At 72.8% G+C, this 22,207-nt stretch carries 17 protein-coding genes; 14 read left to right on the top strand and 3 right to left on the bottom strand.

The genetic code is table 11. The annotated features are described in order from the left end of the window. Positions 1-16 precede the first annotated feature (16 nt). The 10 genes from ACH443_RS17225 to ACH443_RS17180 all read left to right on the top strand — a co-directional run bounded on the left by ACH443_RS17225 (position 17) and on the right by ACH443_RS17180 (position 13,446). On the top strand, positions 17-1,237 hold the full coding sequence (locus ACH443_RS17225; RefSeq protein ID WP_429764433.1) for an ROK family transcriptional regulator: 1,221 nt from the start codon (positions 17-19) through the stop codon (positions 1,235-1,237). Positions 1,238-1,318: 81 nt separating this feature from the next. Continuing rightward, positions 1,319-2,680: an ABC transporter substrate-binding protein gene (locus ACH443_RS17220; protein WP_429764434.1), complete on the top strand. Its 1,362-nt coding sequence runs from the start codon at positions 1,319-1,321 to the stop codon at positions 2,678-2,680. A gap of 4 nt (positions 2,681-2,684) precedes the next feature. Then, the gene (locus ACH443_RS17215) at positions 2,685-3,623 is read left to right on the top strand and encodes a carbohydrate ABC transporter permease (protein WP_430591006.1); all 939 of its coding nucleotides are present in this window, start codon (positions 2,685-2,687) and stop codon (positions 3,621-3,623) included. Then, positions 3,623-4,543: a carbohydrate ABC transporter permease gene (locus tag ACH443_RS17210; RefSeq protein WP_430591005.1), complete on the top strand. Its 921-nt coding sequence runs from the start codon at positions 3,623-3,625 to the stop codon at positions 4,541-4,543. Before ACH443_RS17215 ends, ACH443_RS17210 begins: the two co-directional genes overlap by 1 nt. A 44-nt stretch (positions 4,544-4,587) precedes the next feature. Then, positions 4,588-7,641 carry an alpha-mannosidase gene (locus ACH443_RS17205; protein ID WP_430591004.1) on the top strand — a complete coding sequence of 1,018 codons (3,054 nt, stop codon included), beginning with the start codon at positions 4,588-4,590 and terminating at the stop codon, positions 7,639-7,641. A 67-nt stretch (positions 7,642-7,708) separates the two neighbouring features. Continuing rightward, the gene (locus ACH443_RS17200; RefSeq protein ID WP_430591003.1) at positions 7,709-8,902 is read left to right on the top strand and encodes a glycoside hydrolase family 76 protein; all 1,194 of its coding nucleotides are present in this window, start codon (positions 7,709-7,711) and stop codon (positions 8,900-8,902) included. A gap of 61 nt (positions 8,903-8,963) precedes the next feature. Beyond that, the gene (locus ACH443_RS17195; protein WP_429764438.1) at positions 8,964-10,847 is read left to right on the top strand and encodes an ABC-F family ATP-binding cassette domain-containing protein; all 1,884 of its coding nucleotides are present in this window, start codon (positions 8,964-8,966) and stop codon (positions 10,845-10,847) included. After that, positions 10,844-11,299: an Lrp/AsnC family transcriptional regulator gene (locus ACH443_RS17190; protein WP_430555171.1), complete on the top strand. Its 456-nt coding sequence runs from the start codon at positions 10,844-10,846 to the stop codon at positions 11,297-11,299. The genes ACH443_RS17195 and ACH443_RS17190 overlap by 4 nt, the downstream gene beginning before the upstream one ends. 58 nt (positions 11,300-11,357) lie before the next feature. Then, on the top strand, positions 11,358-12,722 hold the full coding sequence (gene lat, locus ACH443_RS17185) for an L-lysine 6-transaminase (protein WP_430591002.1): 1,365 nt from the start codon (positions 11,358-11,360) through the stop codon (positions 12,720-12,722). 139 nt (positions 12,723-12,861) lie between these two features. Continuing rightward, positions 12,862-13,446: a hypothetical protein gene (locus ACH443_RS17180; protein ID WP_430591001.1), complete on the top strand. Its 585-nt coding sequence runs from the start codon at positions 12,862-12,864 to the stop codon at positions 13,444-13,446. Between the two features lie 44 nt (positions 13,447-13,490). On the opposite strand, the gene ACH443_RS17175 is transcribed toward ACH443_RS17180, so the two are convergent. The 3 genes from ACH443_RS17175 to ACH443_RS17165 all read right to left on the bottom strand — a co-directional run bounded on the left by ACH443_RS17175 (position 13,491) and on the right by ACH443_RS17165 (position 17,705). Then, positions 13,491-15,134 (bottom strand): fucose isomerase, encoded by a 1,644-nt coding sequence (locus ACH443_RS17175; protein WP_430591000.1) that lies wholly within the window; start codon positions 15,132-15,134, stop codon positions 13,491-13,493. Then, positions 15,131-16,660, bottom strand: a complete 1,530-nt coding sequence (locus tag ACH443_RS17170; protein ID WP_430590999.1) for an FGGY-family carbohydrate kinase — start codon at positions 16,658-16,660, stop codon at positions 15,131-15,133. The genes ACH443_RS17175 and ACH443_RS17170 overlap by 4 nt, the downstream gene beginning before the upstream one ends. 67 nt (positions 16,661-16,727) lie before the next feature. Continuing rightward, positions 16,728-17,705: a LacI family DNA-binding transcriptional regulator gene (locus ACH443_RS17165; RefSeq protein ID WP_430590998.1), complete on the bottom strand. Its 978-nt coding sequence runs from the start codon at positions 17,703-17,705 to the stop codon at positions 16,728-16,730. 149 nt (positions 17,706-17,854) lie between these two features. On the opposite strand from ACH443_RS17165, the gene ACH443_RS17160 reads away from it, so the two are divergent. Genes ACH443_RS17160 through ACH443_RS17145 form a run of 4 tightly spaced genes read left to right on the top strand, consistent with a single transcriptional unit; the run spans position 17,855 to position 22,163 of the window. Next, the gene (locus ACH443_RS17160; protein ID WP_430590997.1) at positions 17,855-18,934 is read left to right on the top strand and encodes a glycoside hydrolase family 172 protein; all 1,080 of its coding nucleotides are present in this window, start codon (positions 17,855-17,857) and stop codon (positions 18,932-18,934) included. Between the two features lie 13 nt (positions 18,935-18,947). Beyond that, positions 18,948-20,315: an ABC transporter substrate-binding protein gene (locus ACH443_RS17155; protein WP_430590996.1), complete on the top strand. Its 1,368-nt coding sequence runs from the start codon at positions 18,948-18,950 to the stop codon at positions 20,313-20,315. Next, positions 20,312-21,271, top strand: a complete 960-nt coding sequence (locus ACH443_RS17150) for a carbohydrate ABC transporter permease (protein WP_430590995.1) — start codon at positions 20,312-20,314, stop codon at positions 21,269-21,271. The genes ACH443_RS17155 and ACH443_RS17150 overlap by 4 nt, the downstream gene beginning before the upstream one ends. Beyond that, entirely contained in the window at positions 21,264-22,163 is a 900-nt protein-coding gene (locus ACH443_RS17145; protein ID WP_430590994.1) for a carbohydrate ABC transporter permease, read from the top strand. Before ACH443_RS17150 ends, ACH443_RS17145 begins: the two co-directional genes overlap by 8 nt. Positions 22,164-22,207: the final 44 nt, after the last annotated feature.

Below are 22,207 nucleotides of genomic sequence, written 5' to 3'. Positions count from 1 at the left end.
GCGAGGTGAGGACACGGTGCGACGCGGGACCAACCTGCCGCGGGTGGGCGACTTCAACCAGATGGTCGTGCTCGACCAGGTGCGGCGCGCGCCCGACGGCACGAGCCGCAGCGAGCTCGCGGCGAGCACCGGGCTGTCCCTCCAGGCGGTGTCGAACATCGTGGCGCGGCTCATCGCGCTGGGCTACGTCGTCGAGGGGGAGCGCCGGGCCGAGGGCCGCGGCAAGCCCCGCACGATGCTCTACCTCGAGCCGCAGGGGGCCTACGCGCTGGGCGTGCACATCGACCCGGTGGTGGTGACGTCGGTGCTCGTGGACCTCGACGGCCGCACGGTGGAGAAGGTCGTCGAGCCGACGCCGGCCGGCCCCGAGGCCGTGGCCGGGGCCGTCGCCGCGGCGGCCGCCGGGATGCTCGACCGGGCCGGTATCGAGCGCTCCGCCGTCCTGGGGTTGGGGGTGGCGGCGCCGGGGCCGGTGGACCTCGCAGCCGGCACGGTGATCCGCCCGCCGCTCCTGGACGGCTGGGAAGAGGTGCCGGTGCGCGACCTGCTGGCCGCCGCGACGGGCTTCGACGTCGTGCTGGACAAGGACGTGTCGGCGGCGATGGTGGCCGAGCTGTGGCGCGGCAACCGGATGCTGCGCGGCACGTCCCTCTTCTTCTACACCGGCTTCGGCGTCGCCGTGGCGGTGGCGCACGACGGCGAGCTCCTCGCGGGATCGTCGCGCAACGCCGGCGAGGTCGGCCACCTGATGGTCGACAACGACGGCCCGCGGTGCGACTGCGGCCAGCGGGGGTGCATCGGCGTCTCTGCCGCCCCCGCGACGCTCGTCGCCGAGGCCGTCGCGGGGGGCGTGCTGCCGGCGGGCACCCCGGCGTCGACGCCGGCGGAGCTCGACGCGGCCCTCACGACGCTGTGCCGGGCCGCGGCCGAGGGCGACGCGGCCGCCGCGGGGATCCTCGTGGCGAGCGCGCGACGGGTCGCGCGCGGGATCACCGTGGTGGCCGACCTCGTCGACGCGGGGGTCGTCGTCTTCGGTGGCCCGGCGTGGGCGCGGCTGGCCCCGCACTACCTGCCCGTCGTGCGGCGGGAGCTCACCCTGCAGGCGACGCTGCGCGAGGTGCACGCCGTCGAGGTGCTGGGCTCCGCCGTCGGCGACCACGTCGGGGCGGTGGGTGCGGCGAGCCTCGTGCTCGACGGGCTCTTCACCCCGCGACCCTCCGGCCTCGTGAGCGCTTGACAGCATTAACTCAATTCGCTTGAGTTATTCACGTCAGCCGGCCCGGCGTCGTCGGGCCACTCATGTGGGCAAAGGAGCAGCATGCGACTGGCACGAACCCTTGCCGCGGGATCCGCGGTCACGGCGCTCGTCCTCACCCTCGGAGCCTGCGGCTCGGGGGGCGGCGAGGGCAGCAGCGGGGACGCGACGATCAAGATCGCGTACCAGAAGTTCGGGAACTTCACGCAGGCCGACGAGCTGTTCAAGGACGTCAAGGCCGAGTACGAGAAGGAGAACCCGGACGTCACGATCGAGCTCGTGCCGATCGAGGCCAGCCAGAACGACTACTTCACGAAGCTCGCGCTCATGAACCGCGCGCCCGGGACGGCGCCCGACCTCATGTACGAGGACACGTTCATGATCAAGTCGGACGTCGAGGCCGGCTACCTGCTGCCGATGGACGACTACCTCGCCGACTGGGAGGACTGGGGCCAGTTCGTCGACCAGGCCAAGCAGGCCGGGCTGGGCGACGACGGCAAGACCTACGGCGTCCCGATGGGCACGGACACCCGCGGGCTGTGGTTCAACAAGGAGGTGCTCGCCAAGGCGGGGCTCCCCGAGGACTGGGCCCCGAAGACCTGGGACGAGCTGCTCGAGGCCGCCCGGGCGATCAAGAAGGCGGACCCCGACGTCATCCCGCTCAACGTCTACTCGGGCAAGCCGATGGGCGAGGGCGCCACGATGCAGGGCTTCGAGATGCTGCTGTACGGCACGGGCGGCACGCTCTACGACACCGACACCTCGAAGTGGATCGTCGGGTCGCAGGAGTTCGTCGACTCGCTCGACTTCATCAGGACGATCTACACGGAGGGCCTCGCCCCGACGCCGCAGCAGGCGCTCGACCCGAACGTCGGCAACACGGTCTCGGCCGAGTGGCTGCCGAAGGGCAAGCTCGGCATCTCGCTGGACGGCTCGTGGATGCCCGGCACGTGGCTCGAGGAGGGCACGGCGCCCTGGCCCGAGTGGACCGACGTCATGGGCACCGCCGCGATGCCCACCCAGGACGGCCAGGCCCCCGGCGCGGTGAGCATGTCGGGCGGCTGGACGATGGCGATCGGCTCCGGGTCGAAGAACCCCGACGTCGCGTTCGACGTGCTGACCCACGCGCTCGACAAGGAGCACTCGCTGCGGTTCGCGATCGACAACAGCCAGATCGCGGTGCGCACCGACGTCGCCGAGGAGCCGTCGTACTCCGAGGCGAACCCGACGGTGCCGTTCTTCTCCGACCTCGTCGAGGTGACGAACTTCCGCCCCGCCACCTCCGACTACGCGCAGATCTCCAACGCGATCCAGGTCGCCATGGAGTCGGTGATGACCGGGCAGCAGACGCCCGAGGAGGCCGCCGCCGTGTACGACGAGGCCGTGATCGCCCAGGTCGGCGAAGAGAACACGACGAACGGCTGACGACGTGACCACCACCCTCGCCCCCGCCCCCGTCGGCGGGCCGGGGGCGGGGCCGTCGCCGGTGCGGCGCGCGCACGCGCGCCGCACCGCCGGCCGCCTCGTCCCGATGCTGCCCGCCGTCGCCCTGCTCGCGCTGTTCATGCTCGGCCCGGTCGTGTGGTCGTTCTACGGCTCGTTCACCAACGCGGCCCTCACCGGCCCGAACGCGGCGAACCCCGAGTGGGTCGGCCTGGACAACTACGTCGCGCTGCTCGGCGACCCCGACTTCCCGAAGGCCCTGTGGCTCACGGTGCTGTTCGTCTTCGCGTCCGCGGTGATCGGGCAGAACGTGGCCGGCCTCGGGCTGGCGATGCTCATGCGCTCCGCGCTGAAGCCCGTGCGCGCCGTCGTCTCGACGCTCGTCGTCACGGCCTGGGTGCTGCCCGAGATCGTGGCCGCCTTCGCCGCCTACGCGTTCTTCCACGCCGACGGCACGCTCAACTCGCTGCTCGCGGGCGTGGGGATCACCGGCCCGGACTGGCTCTTCCAGTACCCGATGCTCGCCGTCATCCTCGCCAACGTCTGGCGCGGCACGGCGTTCTCGATGATGGTCTACTCCGCCGCGATCGCGGAGGTGCCGCCCGAGATCACGGAGGCCGCGACGGTCGACGGGGCCAACGGGGTGCAGCGCCTCGTGTGGGTCACGCTCCCGACCATCCGCCGCAGCATCTCGACCAACCTCATGCTCACCACGCTGCAGACGCTGTCCGTGTTCACGCTCATCTACGTGATGACCGGCGGCGGCCCCGGCACCGACAGCTCCACCCTGCCGATCCTCGCCTACCAGGAGGCGTTCAAGTTCGCCCAGGTCGGCTACGGCACGGCGATCGCCACAGTGATGCTCGTGATCGGCGCCGTGTTCTCCGTCGTGTACATCCGCAGCCTGAAGCCGGAGGTCGACTGATGGCCCAGACCGCCGCCCCGGCGTCCGTCCCCTCGCCCGTGCCCGACGTCGCCGGCGCGCGCCCCGCGCGACGGCGGTCGACGCGGTCGGTCGCCGCCCCCGGGCCGCGCACGGCGCGCATCCTGTCGAACGTCGTGCTCGTCGTCGTCGGGCTGTGCTTCCTGCTGCCCCTCGGCTGGATCGTGCTGGCGTCGCTGGACCCGAGCGCCACCCTCGCCGTCGGGCTGCCGGAGACGTTCACGCTCGAGAACTTCACGGCCGTCATGACGCCCGAGCAGACGTGGGTGCCGCTGGCGAACGCCTTCGTGCTGTCCGCGGGCACGGGCCTCATCACCGTGGTCGCGTCGGTGCTCGCCGCGTACCCGTTGTCGCGCTACCGGATGCGCTTCAACAAGCCGTTCCTGTACGCCGTGCTGTTCGGCACCTGCCTGCCGATCACGGCCATGATGGTGCCGGTCTACTCGCTGTTCGTGCGGCTCAACCTGCTCGACTCCCTGGCCGGCACCACGTTCTTCATGGCCGCGACGTCGTTGCCCATGGCGATCTGGATGACCAAGAACTTCATGGACTCCGTGCCGATCTCCCTCGAGGAGGCGGCCTGGACCGACGGTGCGTCGGCCATGACCACCCTGCGCACCATCGTGCTGCCGCTCATGCGGCCCGGCATCGCCGTCGTCTTCATCTTCGTGTTCATCCAGGCGTGGGGGAACTTCTTCGTCCCCTTCGTGCTGCTGCTGACGCCGGAGAAGCAGCCGGCGGCCGTGAGCATCTTCGCGTTCTTCGGCCAGTACGGCTCGGTCGCCTACGGCCAGCTCGCGGCGTACTCGATGCTCTACGCCCTGCCGGCCGTCGGCCTGTACGTGCTCGTCTCGCGGCTGTCCGGCGGCTCGTTCGCGCTCGCCGGCGCCGTCAAGGGCTGACCGCGCCCGTCCCACCGCCCGCCCCGTCATCAGGAGCCTGATCCATGCACGACACCACCGCCCGCACCACCGCGCGCCTCGAGCGGTTCACCCGCGACTGGCTGGAGCCCGCCGTCCTGCGCGAGACCCGGCCGCTCGACGTCGAGGCGTGGACCGTCGGCGGGGAGCCGGTGCCCTTCGCCGAGGCGGCGCGTGCCACGTACGCCCCGTTCGCGATCGGCTCTCCCTGGGGGCGGCCGTGGGACACGACGTGGTTCCACGTGACGGGCGCCGTGCCGGCGGAGTGGTCGGGGGACGCGGCGCCCGCCGGGACGCGCGTGGAGCTCGTCGTCGACCTCGGGTTCACCGGCGCGGGCCCGGGCTTCCAGGCCGAGGGCACCGCCTGGACCCCCGACGGCCGCATCGTCAAGGCCGTCGAGCCGCGCAACCAGCACGTGCCGCTCGTCGCCGGCCAGGCGCTCGACGCCGACGGCCGCGTCGACGTGTACGTCGAGGCCGCCGCCAACCCCGACGTGCCGGGCGGCGCGTGGACGCGGCCCACGCCGATGGGCGCCTGGGAGACCTCCGGGCCGGACCCGATCTACGCGCTGCGCACCATGCACGTGGCCCTCGTCGACGAGACGGTGTGGGAGCTGCTCCAGGACGTGCGCGCCCTGCACGGCCTGGTGCGGGTGCTGCCCGCCACGAGCCCGCGCGCGGCCGAGGTGCTGCGCGCGCTCGAGGACATGCTCGACGCCGTCGACCCCGACGACGTCGCCGGCACCGCGGCCGCGGGCCGCGCGGCGCTCGTGGACGCGCTCGCCGCACCGGCCGCGGCGTCCGCCCACCGGGTGCACGCCGTCGGCCATGCGCACATCGACTCCGCGTGGCTGTGGCCCACGCGCGAGACCGTGCGCAAGTGCGCGCGCACGTTCTCCAACGTGCTCGCGCTCATGGACGAGGACCCGGACGTGAAGTTCGCCTGCTCGTCCGCGCAGCAGTACTCGTGGGTGCAGGAGCACTACCCGGAGCTGTTCGAGCGGATCCGCGAGCGTGTGCGCGAGGGCCGGTTCGTGCCCGTGGGCGGCATGTGGGTCGAGTCGGACACCAACATGCCGGGCGGCGAGGCGCTGGCCCGCCAGCTCATGGCCGGCAAGCGGTACTTCATCGAGGAGCTGGGCGTGGAGCCGAAGGAGGTGTGGCTGCCGGACTCCTTCGGGTACACGGCGGCCCTGCCGCAGCTCGCCCGCCTGGCGGGCAGCGACAACTTCCTCACGCAGAAGATCTCGTGGAACGACACCAACACCATGCCGCACCACACGTTCTGGTGGGAGGGCATCGACGGGTCGCGGGTGTTCACGCACTTCCCACCCGTGGACACGTACAACTCGGAGCTGACCGCCGAGGAGCTCGCGCGGGCCGAGCGGCAGTACGCCGAGAAGGGCCGCGCCAACACGTCGCTGGTCCCGTTCGGCTTCGGCGACGGGGGCGGCGGCCCCACCCGGGAGATGGTGGCCGCGGCCCGGCGCACGCGCGACCTCGAGGGGTCGCCGAAGGTGGAGCTGTCCGACTCGCAGTCCTTCTTCGACGCCGCCCGGGCCGAGTACGCGAACCCGGCCACGTGGACGGGGGAGATGTACCTCGAGTACCACCGCGGCACCTACACGTCGCAGGCGCGCACCAAGCGCGGCAACCGCCGCAGCGAGCACCTGCTGCGCGAGGCCGAGCTGTGGGCGGCGACGGCGGCCGTGCGCGTCGGCGCGGACTACCCGGCCGAGCGGCTACAGCGGCTGTGGCGCACCGTCCTGCTGCAGCAGTTCCACGACATCCTGCCCGGGTCGTCCATCGCCTGGGTGCACCGCGAGGCCGAGCGCAACTACGCCGAGGTGGCCCGTGAGCTCGAGGAGATCGTCGACGACGCGCTGCGGGCGCTGGTCGGGGAGGGCGATCGGCCGGTGGCCGTGAACGCCGGGCCGTTCGCGCGCGACGGCGTCGGGGCGCTCGGCGGCACGGCCCTCGACGCGGCGCGCGGCGCGGGCACCGTGACGCCCGTGGCCGAGGGTGACGGCTGGGTGCTGGAGAACGACCTCGTGCGCGTCGTCGTCGACGGCAACGGGCACGTCGTGTCCGCCGTCGACCGGTCGAGCGGGCGCGAGGCCGTGCTGCCCGGCGCGAGGGCGAACCTGCTCCAGCTGCACCGCGACGTCCCCAACGAGTGGGAGGCGTGGGACATCGACGAGCACTACCGCCGCAGCACGACCGACCTCGTCGACGCGGCGAAGATCGAGGTCACCGACGGCGCGTCCGGGCCGGTGGTGCGCGTGCTGCGCGAGGTCGGGTCGTCGCGCGTCGAGCAGGACCTCGCGCTCCCCGTCGCCGGGCGCGGCCTGCGCATCACGACCCGCGTCGACTGGCACGAACGGCAGAAGCTGCTCAAGCTCGCGTTCCCGCTCGACGTGCGCGCCGAGCGCGCGACGTCGGAGATCCAGTTCGGGCACGTGCACCGGCCCACGCACGTCAACACGTCGTGGGACCACGCCCGGTTCGAGACCGTCGCGCACCGGTGGGTCCACGTGGGGGAGCCGGGCTTCGGCGTGGCCGTCGCGAACGACTCGACGTACGGGCACGACATCACCCGGACCCGCACCGCCGACGCGACCGACGCCCAGGGCGCCCGCGGCACCACCGTCCGGCTCTCGCTGCTGCGCGCGCCGAAGTTCCCCGACCCCGACGCGGACCAGGGCGAGCACGAGCTGACCTGCGAGCTCGTCGTCGGCGCCGGCATCGACGACGCCGTCCGCCACGGCTACGCGCTCAACCTGCCCGAGCGCGTCGTCGCGGGGGACCACGGCGTCGAGCCGCTGCTCTCGGTGGACGACGACGCCGTCGTCGTCGAGGCCGTCAAGCTCGCCGAGGACGGCAGCGGCGATGTCGTCGTGCGCCTCTACGAGAGCCGCGGCGGCCGCGCCCGGGCCCGTGTCACGCCGGCGTTCGAGCACACCGGCGTGGTCGTGACGGACCTGCTGGAGCGGCCGCTGGACGCCGCGCACCGCGACGGCGACGACGTGCTCCTCGAGCTGACGCCGTTCCAGGTGGTCACGCTGCGCGTGCGCCGCTGACGTCATGCACCGCCACGCGGGGACCGGGCACCACCGAGCCGAGCACCACCGAGCAGAGGAGCGAACGATGAGGTTCACCAGAGCAGCCGGGGCGAGATCGGTCGGGACGGTCGCCGCGCTGGCGTGCGTCCTGGCCGCGGCGGTGCCCGCGTCCGCGTCGGAGGACGGGAGCGGCACGTCGCCGCGCACGCAGCAGGCCCGAGCCGTGGCCAGCTACGAGGCGATGCAGGAGCACCTGTACGTGGACGACGGGTCGGGGCTCTACCGGGAGCGCTACCCGTCCGGCGCCGAGGACCGCCCGTACTCGTACGAGTGGCCGTTCTCCCAGGCGCACGTCGCGACGCTCGACCTCACGGGGATGCCCGGGCGGGCGGGCCGGTCGTTCACCGACGACCTCGCGGACCGGTCGGTGGGCCAGGAGCGGTTCTGGAACGCGGACGGCGGCACGACCGGGCTGCCGGCGTACGACTCCTACGCCCGCGCCCCGTACGGCGACGGAGGCGACATCTTCTACGACGACAACGAGTGGGTCGCGCTGGCCAAGGTGCAGCAGCACCTGGCCACGGGCGACCGGGCGGCCCTCGAGCGGGCCGAGGAGATCTTCGAGCTGGTCGTCTCCGGCTGGGACACCGACCCGGACCACCCGGCGCCGGGCGGCGTCTTCTGGACGCAGGCGCCGTGGAGCACCGACCGCAACACCGTGTCCACCATGCCCGGCGCGCAGCTCGCCACCCGCCTGTACATGCTCACCGGCGAGGGTCGCTACCTCGACTGGGCCGAGCGGATGGTCGGCTGGACAGACGAGCACCTGCTCGCGCCGAACGGCCTGTACTGGGACAACGTCAAGCTCGACGGGTCGATCGACCGGACGCAGTGGTCGTACAACCAGGGCGTCCCGGTGGGCACGTACACGCTGCTGTACGAGGCGACGGGCGAGGAGCGCTACCTGGAGAAGGCGGAGGCGATCGCGGCGGCCTCGTACCGGTTCTACGTGACCGAGGGGCGTCTGGCCGGCCAGCCCATGTTCTTCAACTCGATCTGGTTCAAGAACCTGCTGCTCCTGGAGTCGGTGACGGGCGGGCACACCTACCGCGACGCGATGGCGGACTACGCGGACACGCAGTGGAGCGAGGCGCGGGACTCCGGGACCGGGCTGTTCGACGCCGGTGACGAGCACACCGAGCTGCTCGAGCAGGCGGCCATGGTGCAGATCTACGCCACCCTCGCGTGGCCGCGCGGCAAGGCGTCGATCCTGTACTGAGCCCCCGCCCCTTCGAGCAGGCGACGGATCGCGTGCTCGAAGGGGCGACTACCCTCGTCGGGTGGCACATCTCCTCGGCGCGGACGGCATCGCGCTGACCATCGGCACCCGCACCCTTCTCCGCGACGTCTCGCTCGGGCTCGACGACGGCGACCGCATCGGCGTCGTCGGCCCCAACGGGGCGGGCAAGTCGACCCTGCTGCGCCTGCTCGCGGGCACGCAGGCGCCCGACACCGGCCGTGTCACCCGGGTGGGCGGCTCGCGGCTCGGCATGCTCGTGCAGCGCGACGTCGACGACGACGCGGCGACGATCCGCGACCTGGTGCACGGCGACGACGCGACGCACGAGTGGGCGTCCGACGCCCGCATCCGCAACGTGCACGCCGGCCTGCTGGCGGACCTCGACCTGGACCAGCCGGCGTCGACCCTGTCGGGCGGGCAGCGCCGCCGCGTGGCGCTCGCGGCGCTGCTCGTCGAGGACCCGGACGTGCTGCTGCTTGACGAGCCCACCAACCACCTCGACGTCGAGGGCGTCGCCTGGCTGGCCGAGCACCTGTCCGCCCGCTACGGCCGCCCGGGTGCCACCGGGGCGCTGGTCGTCGTCACGCACGACCGCTGGTTCCTCGACGCGGTCTGCTCCCGGACGTGGGAGGTGCGCGGCGACGGGTCCGGCGGCGTCGACGGGTACGACGGCGGGTACGCGGCGTACATCCTGGCGCGCGCCGAGCGTGCGCGGCAGGCCGCCACGGCGGCCGAGAAACGCAACAACCTGCTGCGCAAGGAGCTCGCGTGGCTCAAGCGCGGCGCGCCCGCCCGCACGTCCAAGCCCAAGTTCCGGCTCGACGCCGCGGCCGCCCTGATCGACGACGAGCCGCCGCCGCGCGACACCCTCGAGCTCACGCAGATGGCCACCCGCCGCCTCGGCAAGGACGTGCTCGACCTCGAGGACGTCACCGTCACCGTCCCCGCGCGGGAGGGTCACGAGGCCGGGCCGCGCGACGCGGCGGGCCGGCGCGTGCTGCTCGACGACGTCACGTGGCGCCTCGGCCCCGGCGACCGCTACGGCGTGGTCGGCGTCAACGGCGCGGGCAAGACGACGCTGCTGTCCCTGCTGGCCGGGCGCCGCGAGCCCGACTCCGGGCGCGTGCGGCGCGGCAAGACGGTGCACGTCGCGGAGCTGACGCAGGACGTCGGCGAGCTCGACGACGTCGGCCACCTCACCGCCGTGCAGGTCGTCGACCGCGAGAAGCGCACCGTCGTCGTCGACGGCAAGGAGCTCACCGCCGGGCAGCTCACCGAGCGCCTCGGCTTCACCCGCGAGCGGGCGCACACGATCGTGCGCGACCTGTCCGGCGGCGAGCGGCGGCGTCTCCAGCTGCTGCGGCTGCTCGTCTCGGAGCCGAACGTCCTGCTGCTCGACGAGCCCACCAACGACCTGGACACCGACACCCTCGCCGCCGTCGAGGACCTGCTGGACGGCTGGCCCGGCACACTGATCGTCGTCTCGCACGACCGGTACCTGCTGGAGCGCGTGTGCGACCGGCAGTGGGCGCTGCTGGGCGACGGCGCGCTGCGGGACCTGCCGGGCGGGGTGGAGCAGTACCTCGAGCTGCGGCGGGCGGGTGCCTCGGGCACGTCCCCGGCCGCCGCGCCCGCGGACGCCCCGCCGGCCGCCGCAGGTGCCGCCGCTTCCGCATCGCGACCTGCGACGACGTCGTCGAGGGCCTCCACGGCGGAGGTGCGGGCCGCCAAGAAGGAAATCTCACGGATTGAGCGGAGGTTGGCTCGGATCGCGGACGAGGAGAACACTCTGCACGAGCAGATCGCCGCCGACCCGACGGACTACACCGCGGTGGCGGCCCTCGACGAGCGCCTCCGGGAGCTCGGCGCCGAGAAGGAGGAGCTCGAGATGGCCTGGTTGGAGTCCGCCGAGGTGGCGGGATGAGCGAGGGCACGCTGGACGACGTCGACCGGGCGCTCGTGCGCGCGCTGCGCGAGGACGGGCGCGCGACCCTGGCGGCGCTCGCGGGCGTGACAGGGCTGTCGCAGTCCGCCGTGCAGGCACGGGTGCGCAAGCTGGAGGCGCGGCGCGTGATCACCGGCTACCGCGCCGTCGTCGACCCCGACGCCGTGGGGTTGCCCATCGCGGCGTACGTGGAGATCACGCCGCTGGACCAGTCGCAGGCCGACGACGCCCCCGACCGGCTGCGCGACGTGCCTGGCATCGAGGCGTGCTGGTCCGTCGCGGGCAACGCGAACTACCTGCTGCTGGTGCGGGTGCCCTCGCCGTCGGCGCTGGAGGACCTGCTCGGCGTCATCCGCCGCGAGGCGAGCGTGTCGACGCGCTCCACCGTGGTGCTCCGGACGTACTTCGAAGGGCGCCCGCTGGCGCACTGACAAGAATTCTTTCGGCATCGCTCTGGTTCGGCAGGAAGTTCTCCTCTACCGTCGGGGTATGACCGAGACAATCTCTCAGCGCACAGCCCCCAGCGTCGGCGGCTCGATCGAGGCCACCGCCGTCCTCGAGTCGCTGCGCGAGCACCTGCTCGTCGACGGCTTCGACCTCGTGCTCGACCTCGACCGCTCGCACGGCTCGACCCTCGTCGACGCCCGCGACGGACGGGAGTGGACCGACCTGTTCACCTTCTTCGCGTCCAACCCCCTGGGCATGAACCACCCGGCCCTGTTCCGCGACCCGCTGTTCCGGGAGGAGCTCACCCGCGCCGCGATCAACAAGCCGTCCAACTCCGACGTCTACACCGTCGAGCTCGCCCGCTTCGTCGACACCTTCGCCCGCGTGCTCGGCGACCACGCCCTGCCGCACCTCTTCTTCGTCGACGGCGGCGCCCTCGCCGTCGAGAACGCGCTCAAGGTCGCGTTCGACTGGAAGTCGCGGCACAACGAGGCGCACGGCCGCTCGCCCGAGCTGGGCACGAAGGTGCTGCACCTGCAGCACGCGTTCCACGGCCGCTCCGGCTACACCATGTCCCTCACCAACACCGAGCCGGGCAAGGTCGCCCGGTTCCCCAAGTTCGACTGGCCGCGCATCAGCTCGCCCTACCCCGGTCACGACGCCGACGGCGGGCTCCGCGACGTCCAGGCGCTCGAGGCCCGGGCGCTCGCCGAGGCCCGCGCCGCGTTCGAGGCGCACCCGCACGACATCGCCTGCTTCGTCGCCGAACCGATCCAGGGGGAGGGCGGCGACCACCACCTGCGCGGCGAGTTCCTCCAGGCCATGCAGGCGCTGTGCCACGAGCACGACGCCCTGTTCGTCCTGGACGAGGTGCAGACCGGCGTCGGCATGACCGGGACGGCGTGGGCGTACCAGCAGCTCGGCGTGCAGCCCGACGTCGTCGCCTTCGGCAAGAAGGCCCAGGTGTGCGGCGTCATGGCCGGCGGGCGTGTCGACGAGATCGACGACAACGTCTTCCGCGTCTCCTCCCGCATCAACTCCACCTGGGGCGGCAACCTCGCCGACATGGTCCGCTCGCGCCGCATCCTCGAGGTGATCGAGGCCGAGGGGCTGATCGAGCGTGCCGCGCGTGTGGGCGCGGGCCTGCTGTCGAGGCTCGAGACGCTCGCCGTCGCGCACCCCGGCGTCGTCTCCGACCCCCGTGGCCGAGGGCTCATGTGCGCCGTGTCCCTCCCGTCGCGGGACGTGCGCGACGCCGTCCTCGCCGGGCTGCACGCGGAGGGCTTCCTCATCCTCGGGTGCGGGGAGCGGTCCGTGCGGTTCCGACCGGCGCTGACGGTGGACGAGTCCGTGCTGGACGATGCGGTCGCGGCGCTCGACCGGGTTGTCGGTCGAGTCGCCCCCTGACGGTCGACGGCACGTCGAGGAATCGCGCGCACGGTAGCGTTCACGGGCGCCAGGGCGCCCTCCACTTCGGGTGTGACTACCGTGCGCGCGATTCCCCGACCTGCCTCCTGTCGTCTCGCCGTGGTGGCAGGCTGAGGTCGTGGCTGACTTTCGCGTGCTGGCGGACGACGGTGAGGCCGGGCTCGTGCTGACCGTGCTGCCCGGCGTCGGGTACACGGCGGAGGGGCCGGTGCTGGCGCGACCCTCCGTGGAGCTGCGTGCAGTCGGCTGGACGGTGCGGACCGTCGTGTGGGACGGGCGGCCGGACTTCGACGTGGCGCGGCGGGTGTACGCCGACGTGCTGCGGGAAGGGGTCGCCGCCGCGCCGGACGCGGTGCACCTGGTGCTGGCGAAGTCGCTCGGCACGCTGGCGCTGCCCCTCGCCGTCGAGCTGGGGCTGGCCGGGGCGTGGCTGACGCCGCTGCTCACGACCGACCGGGCGCCGGAGGTGCGCCACGCCGCCGCCGGGCTGGGCGCGTCGGGCGTACCGGCGCTGCTGGCGGGCGGCACCGCCGACGCGCTGTGGGACTCTGCTCTCGCGGGGGCGTCCGGGGCGCGGGTGCTCGAGGTGGACGGCGGCGACCACTCCCTCGAGGTCGACGGCGACCTCGGCCGGACGGCGGCGACGCTGGACGCCGTGACCGCCGCCGTCGTCGACCTGGCCGGAGCTGTCTCCACCCGCTGACCGGCCGGACCGCAGTCTGGAGCGGGCCGGCGCGGTCAGGGTCGTCAGCGGCTCAGGGCGGTGTCCCCGCACAGGTGGACGGGCATCCCGAGGGCGTCGAAGAACGCCGCCTTCGCCTCGAGCGCCCGGTCCGCCGTCTCGGCGTCGGGGGCGTACGCGACGTTGAGGTGGTTCGCCTTGTGCCGGGCCATGAACTGGTCGCGCGACACCCCGTGCAGGACCGCGTGCATGATCGGCCACTCGGGGTTGGTGGCCTCCTTGCGGCGCCGGGTCTCCTCCTCGGGGAGGCGGACGGCGGAGCCGCGGCCGAGGTCCACCTGCAGGTGGCCGTCGGCGATGTACACGCGGGACCAGACGATCTCGCCCGGGCGGGACACCCCGTTGATGGTGGCGCCGCCGGCCGGGAAGAACACCGGGTCCTGGCGCCAGCCCTCGGCGCCCGCGTATCCGCCCTCGAGGTGCGAGGCGGGCACCGACCCCGAGATCTCGAAGACCCACACGAAGCGCCCGTCGTACTCCTCGCCCCACCGCACGTCGTGCAGCGTCGTCGCGGGGTCAAGGCCCATCGCCCGCCAGATCCGGTTCGTGACCAGGGCGTCGACGGCGACGCCCTCGTCGGCCTCGTTGAAGTGCGGGAACGCCTGGCCCTCCCACAGCACCCGGCCGCCGTCGCGCGAGCGCACCGGCGGGCGCTGCACGTTGTTGAGCAGGCCCTCCGCGAGGTCGGACGCGGGGGAGAGGTCCTTGAGGCCCTGCTGGTACTGGATGCCGACCGCGTCGAGCCCGAAGTCGTCCGCGATCCGCAGCGCCGCGACGTACATCTTGTACTGCCACTGCAGCTGCGCGCGGGTCAGCTCGGTGGCCTCGTCCGTGCCCAGCCGGAACGTCATGCCCGCGTCCTCGAGCCACGCGTGCACCTCGTCCGCCTCGGCGTCGGGGACCCGCTGCATTTCGGCCCACAGCGCCGACTGGGACAGGCGCTCCTTGTAGATGCCGATCCCGTTGAGCAGCTCGTCGTCGAAGATCGCGTTGTACATGCCCATGCAGCCCTCGTCGAAGACGCCGGCGATCGCCTTGTCGTGGAGCAGCTGCGTGCCGAGGGCCCGGCCGAGCTCCGTCTCGGCCGTCTCGGGCAGCGGGGGGAGCGGGTGCACGTGGGACGCGTCGTGCGTGATGCGGCCGGTGGCGACCCACTCGCCGATCGCGTCGTGGAACCACGGGTCCGAACCGTCCACCGTCCAGACCGTCGAGTACTCGCGGCCCATCTTGGTGAGTCCGGCGTTGAGGCCGAGCAGTCCCACCAGGCCCGGCCAGTCGCCCACGAAGTTGGCCGCCGTGAGGATCGGGCCGCGGTGGGTCCGCAGCCCCGCCAGCACGTGGTGGCTGTACTGCCAGACGGCCTCGGCGACCACCAGCGGGGCGTCGGGCGGGACGTCGCGGAAGACCTCCAGGCCCATGCGCTGGCTGCTGATGAAGCCGTGGCCGGTCTCCGGGTCGACCTCGTGGGCGCGGACGACCTTCCAGCCGTGGCCGGCGAAGGCATCGCCCAGGAGGCGTTCCAGGCCGACCTGGGTGGGCCAGCCCGCGACGTTGGCGGACTCGCGCAGGTCGCCCGACGCGACGAGGTAGACGGTCTGCGGCGGGGCGGCCGGCGGCTCGGCGATGGTCGGGACGTCGTACGTGGTCACGATGCTGCTCCTTCGGGGCGTCGGTGGCGGGCCAGGGCGTGCACGACGTCGAGGCTCGCCGGGTACAGGTCGCGGTAGAGGCGGTAGCGCTCGTCGTAGAGCGCACGGAGGGAGGGGTCCGGCTCGCGGACCGCGGCGGGCGGGTTCCAGGCGGCCACGTCGACAGGGCGCCCGTCGGGGCTCGCCAGGCCGGCGGCGAGGGCCGCCGCGCCGTAGCTGGCGCCGACCGTGCGGGTCGGGACGACCTGGGGCAGGCCCGTCACGTCGGAGACGATCTGCGTCCACAGGCCGCCCTGCGTCCCGCCCCCCACGGCGATCACCCGGTCGATCGTCGCGCCGGCGTCGCGCATCGTCTCGATGTTGTGGCGCACCCCGAAGGCGGTGGCCTCGAGCGCCGCGCGGTACAGGTCGCCGCGGGTGTGGGCGAGGGTGAGGCCGACGACGGCGCCCCGGGCGTCGGGGTCCTGGACGGGGGTCCGTTCGCCGGCGAAGTACGGGAGCATCAGCAGCCCCCGCGCGCCCGGCCCGGAGTCGGCGGCCTCCGCGAGGAGCTCGGGGTAGTCGGCGCCCGTGAGGTCGCGCAGCCACGCGGTGACGGCGCCGGAGGTCGCCATCCCGCCGGCGAGGTTGTGCGTGCCGGGGAACGCGCCGACGGTGCCCCACAGGGTCGGGCTCCGGAGCGGGGCGGGGACGGTCGCGACGAGGAACATCGTCGTGCCGTACATCAGCATCAGGTCGCCCGGGTGCCGGGCGTCGACGCTCACGGCCTCCGACCAGGCGTCGATCGTGCCGGTGATGACGGGGGTGCCGGCCGGCACGCCCGCGAGCGGCTCGCGCGTCCGCCCCGCGGCGTCCCCCGGCCAGCGCAGCGGGGGCAGCGCGAGACCGGGCGCGACGTGCTCGGCCCGCTCGGGGTGCCAGCCGAGGGCGACGGGGTCGTACAGCGGCGTGCACTGCGAGGCGGAGTGGTGGTCGAGGACGTACTCGCCGGTGAGCCGGAACGCCAGGTACGAGGCGGGCATGAAGAGGCGCCGGGCGCGTGCGTAGACGTCGGGCTCGTGCTCGCGGACCCACGCGATCTTGGGGCCGGCGGCCTGCGAGGACAGCGCGGAGCCGCAGGACTCGAGGATCGCGTCCCGGCCGAGCTCGGCGTCGAGGCGCGCGACCTGGGCGGTGGCGCGGGTGTCGACGCCGTAGAGGATCGCCGGGCGCAGCGGGATGCCCGCCTCGTCGGTCAGCAGCACGCACGGGCCCATGCCGGAGACGCCGACGGCGGCGACCTCGAGGTCGCCGGGCACGTCGGCACGGCGGTGCGCGCCGGGGGCCAGATCCGCCGTGAGCTCGTGCGCGAGGCCCCGGAGCTCGGACCACCAGGTCTCGGCGTCCATCTCGACGTGGCCCGGGGCGGGGCGGTCGACGTCGTGCGCCCGCGTGGCGGTGCGCAGGATCTCGCCCGTCGGGCCGACGAGCACGCCCTTGCTGCTCGAGGTACCGACGTCGACGCCGAGGAAGGCTCCGGTGGGCATGGCGGATACTGTGACAGAAATCGATTACAGGTGCAACGACGAGACGCGAGGAGGGGTGCGGCGGGGGTCAGAGCGAGGTGCCGTCCATGGCGATCGGCCGGGTGGGCTGCACCACCCGCCGGGCGGGTCCGGGCTCCCCCTGGATCCGCGCCACGAGCATGCGGGCGGCCGTCAGCCCCATCTCACGGGGGCGCAGCGGCAACAGCACCGTGCTGTCCATGCGGGACGTGACGAACGGGAGGTCGCCGATGATCCCGAGGCCCACCTCGGGGTGGTGGGCGGCGGACAGCACCCGGAGCACGCCGACGCCGACGAGGTTGTTCGTCGCGAGCACCGCGTCGGGCCGCTCGGGCAGGTCGAGCAGCTGCCGGCCCGCGCTCTCGCCGCCCTCGACGCGGAAGCTCGCGTGCACCAGGAGGTCGTCCGGTGCGGGGAGCCCGGCCTCGGCGAGCGCCTCGCGCCATCCCTGGGCGCGGTCCGACGCCGTCGGCGTGGCATGGGGCCCGGTGACGCAGGCGATCCGGCGGTGCCCCTGGGCGACGAGCGCCCTGGTGGCGCGCCGGCCCAGGTCGACGTTGTCGAAGACGACCTGGTCCACGTCGTCCGGCACGGCGCGGTCGACGACCACGACGGCGCGGTCGCGCTCCGCGAGCTTGGCGAGCCACGGGGAGGGGCCGGCCGGGGCGACGACCACACCCGCCATGTTCTCGTCGGCCGCGATGCGCAGGTAGTGCTCCTGCGCCTCGGTCTCCTCGTCGGTGTTGCAGAGCACGACGGACAGCCCGGCCTCGCGCGCCACGTCCTCGACGCCGCGGGCGAGCGAGGTGAAGAAGGGGTTCTCGATGTCCGGCACGACGAGCGCGATGAGCTCGGAGTGCCGCCGGCGCAGGGATCGGGCGGTGCGGTCGGGGGTGTATCCCAGGTCGGCGACGGCCTGACGCACCGCGGCGGCGAGGTCCGGGGTGACCGACGCGCCGTTGAGCACGCGTGACACCGTCGCGGTCGACACGCCCGCCCGTGCCGCGACGTCCTTGATCCTCGTCATCTCGCCCTCCCGGGGGAACGTGGGCCCACCCTATGGCAGCCCGGTCCTGTGTTGGCGTGCAGGTGGTTGACACCTGCGCCCATCGGCTCCTAGCATCCGTGAAATCGATTACAGCACGTCACACCGGTTCTCGTCGAAGGAGACAGGACATGTTCCGAAGCGACATCGCCGCGCTGCGGCCCGTCGCCACACGTTCCATCAGCCCGGAGAACTTCACCGGCGAGAAGGGGGGCGGGGGCCGGGCGGTCGAAGGGACCGGAGCGGGCCCCGCCCGGGACCTCGGGACGGGGTGGAAGGTCTCGCCCAGCGTCGAGATCGGCCCGGGCGAGACGTTCGACATGGCCCGCATCGTCGGGCCGGGGCGCATCACCCACGTGTGGCTCACCACCCACACCGACCATTGGCGCTCGCTGCTGCTGCGCGCGTACTGGGACGGCGCGGCGGAGCCCGCGGTCGAGGTCCCCGTGGGGGACTTCTTCGGCCAGGGGTGGGGCGAGTTCGCCCAGCTCAGCTCGGCGACGGTGGCCGTCAACCCGCAGGGCGGCTTCAACAGCTACTGGCCGATGCCGTTCCGCGAGGCCGCGCACCTGACGATCGAGAACCTCGGGTCCGAGACGGCCGTCGTGTACTACCAGGTCACGTACGAGGTCGGGGAGCAGGCGGCCGAGGACGGCGCCGGCTACCTGCACGCCCAGTGGCGGCGCAGCAACCCCCTGCCCGACCGCACCACCCACCCGATCCTCACCGGCATCGAGGGGCAGGGGCACTACGTCGGCACGTACCTCGCCTGGGGGGTGAACAGCTCCGGATGGTGGGGCGAGGGCGAGATCAAGTTCTACCTCGACGGCGACCTCGACGGCGACGGCGGCGGGTACCCCACGATCTGCGGCACGGGGACCGAGGACTACTTCGGCGGTGCCTGGAACTTCGACGTCCCCGGGCAGGGGTACACGGCGTTCACGACGCCGTACCTCGGCCTGCACCAGATCCTGCGGCCGGACGGCCTCTACCGGTCGCAGCAGCGGTTCGGCATGTACCGCTGGCACGTGGCCGACCCGATCCACTTCGCCGCCGACCTCACGGTCGACATCCAGGCCCTGGGCTGGCGCTCGGGGCACCGGTACCTGCCGCTGCACGACGACATCGCCTCGACCGCCTTCTTCTACCTCGACCGCCCGACCGCCCGGCGTCCGGAGACCCCGGACGTCGACGCCCTCGAGGTGCTCTGACCAGGAGGTCGTCATGAACGGTCGACACCTGAACCGGCGGCAGGTCAGCCGCCGGGACGTGCTGCGACTCGGCGTGGCCGGCGCGGGAACGCTCGCCGCGGCCTGGGCGACGGCGGGCTGCACGCGCGCCGTCGGCGCCCCGGCCGACGCGATGCAGTTCTGGCAGATGTACGCCCCCGCGCCGCAGCAGGACCCGAACATCGTGGCGCAGAGCCAGTGGTTCCTCGACGGGACCCGGCGCTGGGCCGCCGCCGGCGAGCGGCCGGTGGACATGGTCTACATCCCCGCCTACACCGACCCCACGAACACGCGGCTCGCCACGGCGTTCGCCTCCGGGGACGGGCCGGACATCTTCCTCATCTCGCCGGGGGACTTCCTGCGCTACTACAACGGCGGGGTCCTCACCGACCTCACCCCCTACATGTCGCAGGAGGCGATCGACGACTTCTACCCGGACGCCCTCGCGACCCGGACCGTCGACGGCAGGATCTACGGGCTGCCGATGGAGCAGGAACCGCTGGCGATCTTCTACGACATCCCCGCGTTCGAGGAGGCGGGCCTCGCCGAGGGCGACCTCCCGACGACGTGGGAGGAGATGCTCGAGCTCGGCCGGCGCCTCACCGGCGGCCCGCGGACGGGTCTCGTGCTCGACACGACGCCCAGCTACTACCAGAACTTCACCTTCTATCCGTGGGTCTGGCAGGGCGGCGGCGACGTCGTCGACCCGCGCACGCAGCGACCGGCGTTCGACTCGGACGCGGCGGTCCAGGCGTTGGCCATGTACGGGGACGCGGTGGGCAGCGGCGCCGCCGCGCGGACCCTCCCCGCGGGCGGCGACCTGGTCGGCGCGTTCACCAACGGGTACGCGGCCATGTGGCAGACCGGCGTCTGGCAGGTCGAGGCCATGCGCCAGAACGCGCCCGACCACCCCTACGGTGTCTTCCGGCTCCCGGCGCCCCCGGGCGGGGAGCCGGTGACGGCGCTCGGCGGCTGGGCCTGGGTGGTGAACAGCCGCGGCCGCGACCCGGAGTCCGCCGCCCGGTTCGCCGTGGAGGTCATGGGGTCGACCTCGAAGGAGTCGGTCGACGCCGCGGCGCGGTGGAACGGCGTCGCGAAGGGCAACATGCCCGCGCGACGCTCGGTGACCGAGGCCATCGGCAACTCCGGAGCCTTCGAGAACCCGGTGATGCAGCGGTTCCGGGACGAGATCCTGCCCACCGGCCGGGGCGAGCCCCGCTACCCGCCGGTCATCTACAAGGCCGTCTCCAACGCCATCCAGAACGTGATGCTCGCGGGCGCCGACGCGCGGGTCGAGGCCGAGGCGGCGCAGTCGGCGATCGAGAGCTACATGGAGACCTACGAGGGAGGGCCGCTGGTATGAGCGCCGTCACCGTCTCACGCACCGCCGGACGGGCGCGGGCGGGCACCGCCGGCGGCAACGCCAGCGTCGGCAAGGCCGCCCAGGAGCGGCGGCAGCGCCGCGCCGCGTTCTGGTTCCTGCTGCCCGACTCGCTGGGTCTGCTCGTCTTCGTCGCCGTCCCGATGGTCCTCGCGGTGGTGCTCGGCTTCTTCCGCATCGACGGGTTCGGGTCGTTCCAGTTCATCGGGGTCGGCAACTACGTCCGCATGGCGGGCGACCCGCAGTTCTGGAGCAGCGTGCGGATCACCCTCCTCTACCTGGTCGGCGTGGTCCCGGCGATCTTCGTCGTCGGCCTGGGCCTGGCGCTGTTGGTGCAGCAGAAGATCCCCTTCGTCGGCGCCATCCGCAGCATGCTCTTCGTGCCGTACGTCATCAGCCTCGTCGTCGTGGCGATGGTCTGGGAGTTCATGCTGGGCGACCGGACCGGCGTGCTCAGCCGGGTGGCCGCGTCCCTCGGGTTCGAGAACGTCTCGTTCCTGGGGGAGCCCAGCCTGGCGCTCGGCACCGTCGTGGTCGTCACCGTGTGGTTCCAGATGGGCTACTACATGGTGATCTTCCTGGCCGGCCTGCAGGACATCCCAGGCGAGTACTACGAGGCCGCGCGCATCGACGGGGCGGGGGCCTGGCAACGGTTCCGCGCCATCACGCTGCCGCTGCTGCGGCCCACCAGCTTCTTCGTGATCATCACCGCCACCGTCAGCGTCATCACCGGCGGCCTGGACCTCGTGTTCGTCCTCACCGGCGGCGGACCGGCCGGTTCGACGACGCTGCTCATCTTCTACATCTACGAGCAGGCCTTCCTGTTCGGCGAGCTGGGCTACGCCGCCGCGATCGGGTCCGTCCTGGTCCTCGTGATGCTCGCGTGGTCGGCCCTCATGTTCGCGGTGACCCGAGGAGGTCGTTTCGACAATGACTGACACCTTGACGGGCACCCCGCCCCGCGACGACGCCGCGGCCGCCGCGCCGCCGCGCCCCGTACGCACCCGCCGCACCGACAGGCGGTGGACGCGGTCGAAGGTGGCGCTCCTGGTGCTGGGGATCGTGCTGGGGCTGCTGACGATCTTCCCGCTGGTGTGGATGGTCTCCGGGTCGTTCAAGACGGCGGCCGAGGTGAACAGCGCCACCCTGCTGCCGAGCGCCCCCACGCTCGACAACTACCGGTACGTCTTCACCGAGGTGCCGTTCCTGCGGTACATGCTGAACAGCTTCTTCATCTCGGCGACGATCACCGTTCTGGCGCTGTGGTTCCACTCGATGGCGGCGTACGCGCTGGCGCGGCTGAAGTTCAGGGGCCGCGACACGATCTTCCTGCTGATCTTCTCGACGCTGCTCGTGAGCCTGCCGGTGATCCTCATCCCGACGTTCGTCGTCGTGCGCGCACTGGGGCTCGTGGACAGCTATGCGGGGCTCATCGTCCCGGCGATCTTCAACGCGTTCGGGATCTTCCTGCTGCGGCAGTTCTACGTGTCGCTGCCGGCCGAGCTGGAGGAGGCGGCCCTGGTCGACGGGGCGAGCTACTGGCGCATCTATCGGAGCGTGATCCTGCCGCTGTCGAAGCCGATCCTCTCGGCCCTCGCGGTGTTCTTCTTCCTGGCGAACTGGAACGCGTTCGTCTGGCCGCTGACCATCACGTCGGACCCTGACCTCCGCGTCGTGCAGCTGGGCATCGCGACGTTCCAGCAGCAGTACGTGGGGGACTGGAACTACGTGCTCGCCGCGGCCACCGTCGCGGCCCTGCCCACGCTGCTGATCTTCTTCTTCTTCCAGCGGCAGATCGTGGAATCCATCAAGAACGCCGGCTTCAAGTGACCCCATCGCCCTGCTCAGAGCTCGAATGGCCCGAACGAGACCAG

The organism is Isoptericola sp. NPDC019571, from assembly GCF_044389385.1.
Lineage (GTDB): Bacteria > Actinomycetota > Actinomycetes > Actinomycetales > Cellulomonadaceae > Isoptericola > Isoptericola nanjingensis.
Note: the sequence above shows the minus strand (reverse complement) of the source record. Positions and strands in the feature narration are given on the sequence as shown.

Bases quoted from the DNA above. Each gene is read 5' to 3' on its own strand.
- ACH443_RS17220 (WP_429764434.1), top strand. From the start codon at position 1,319: ATGCGACTGGCACGAACCCTTGCCGCGGGATCCGCGGTCACGGCGCTC.
- ACH443_RS17210 (WP_430591005.1), top strand. From the start codon at position 3,623: ATGGCCCAGACCGCCGCCCCGGCGTCCGTCCCCTCGCCCGTGCCCGAC.
- ACH443_RS17205 (WP_430591004.1), top strand. From the start codon at position 4,588: ATGCACGACACCACCGCCCGCACCACCGCGCGCCTCGAGCGGTTCACC.
- ACH443_RS17200 (WP_430591003.1), top strand. From the start codon at position 7,709: ATGAGGTTCACCAGAGCAGCCGGGGCGAGATCGGTCGGGACGGTCGCC.
- ACH443_RS17190 (WP_430555171.1), top strand. From the start codon at position 10,844: ATGAGCGAGGGCACGCTGGACGACGTCGACCGGGCGCTCGTGCGCGCG.
- lat (WP_430591002.1), top strand. From the start codon at position 11,358: ATGACCGAGACAATCTCTCAGCGCACAGCCCCCAGCGTCGGCGGCTCG.
- ACH443_RS17170 (WP_430590999.1), bottom strand. From the start codon at position 16,660: ATGCCCACCGGAGCCTTCCTCGGCGTCGACGTCGGTACCTCGAGCAGC.
- ACH443_RS17165 (WP_430590998.1), bottom strand. From the start codon at position 17,705: ATGACGAGGATCAAGGACGTCGCGGCACGGGCGGGCGTGTCGACCGCG.
- ACH443_RS17160 (WP_430590997.1), top strand. From the start codon at position 17,855: ATGTTCCGAAGCGACATCGCCGCGCTGCGGCCCGTCGCCACACGTTCC.
- ACH443_RS17155 (WP_430590996.1), top strand. From the start codon at position 18,948: ATGAACGGTCGACACCTGAACCGGCGGCAGGTCAGCCGCCGGGACGTG.
- ACH443_RS17150 (WP_430590995.1), top strand. From the start codon at position 20,312: ATGAGCGCCGTCACCGTCTCACGCACCGCCGGACGGGCGCGGGCGGGC.
- ACH443_RS17145 (WP_430590994.1), top strand. From the start codon at position 21,264: ATGACTGACACCTTGACGGGCACCCCGCCCCGCGACGACGCCGCGGCC.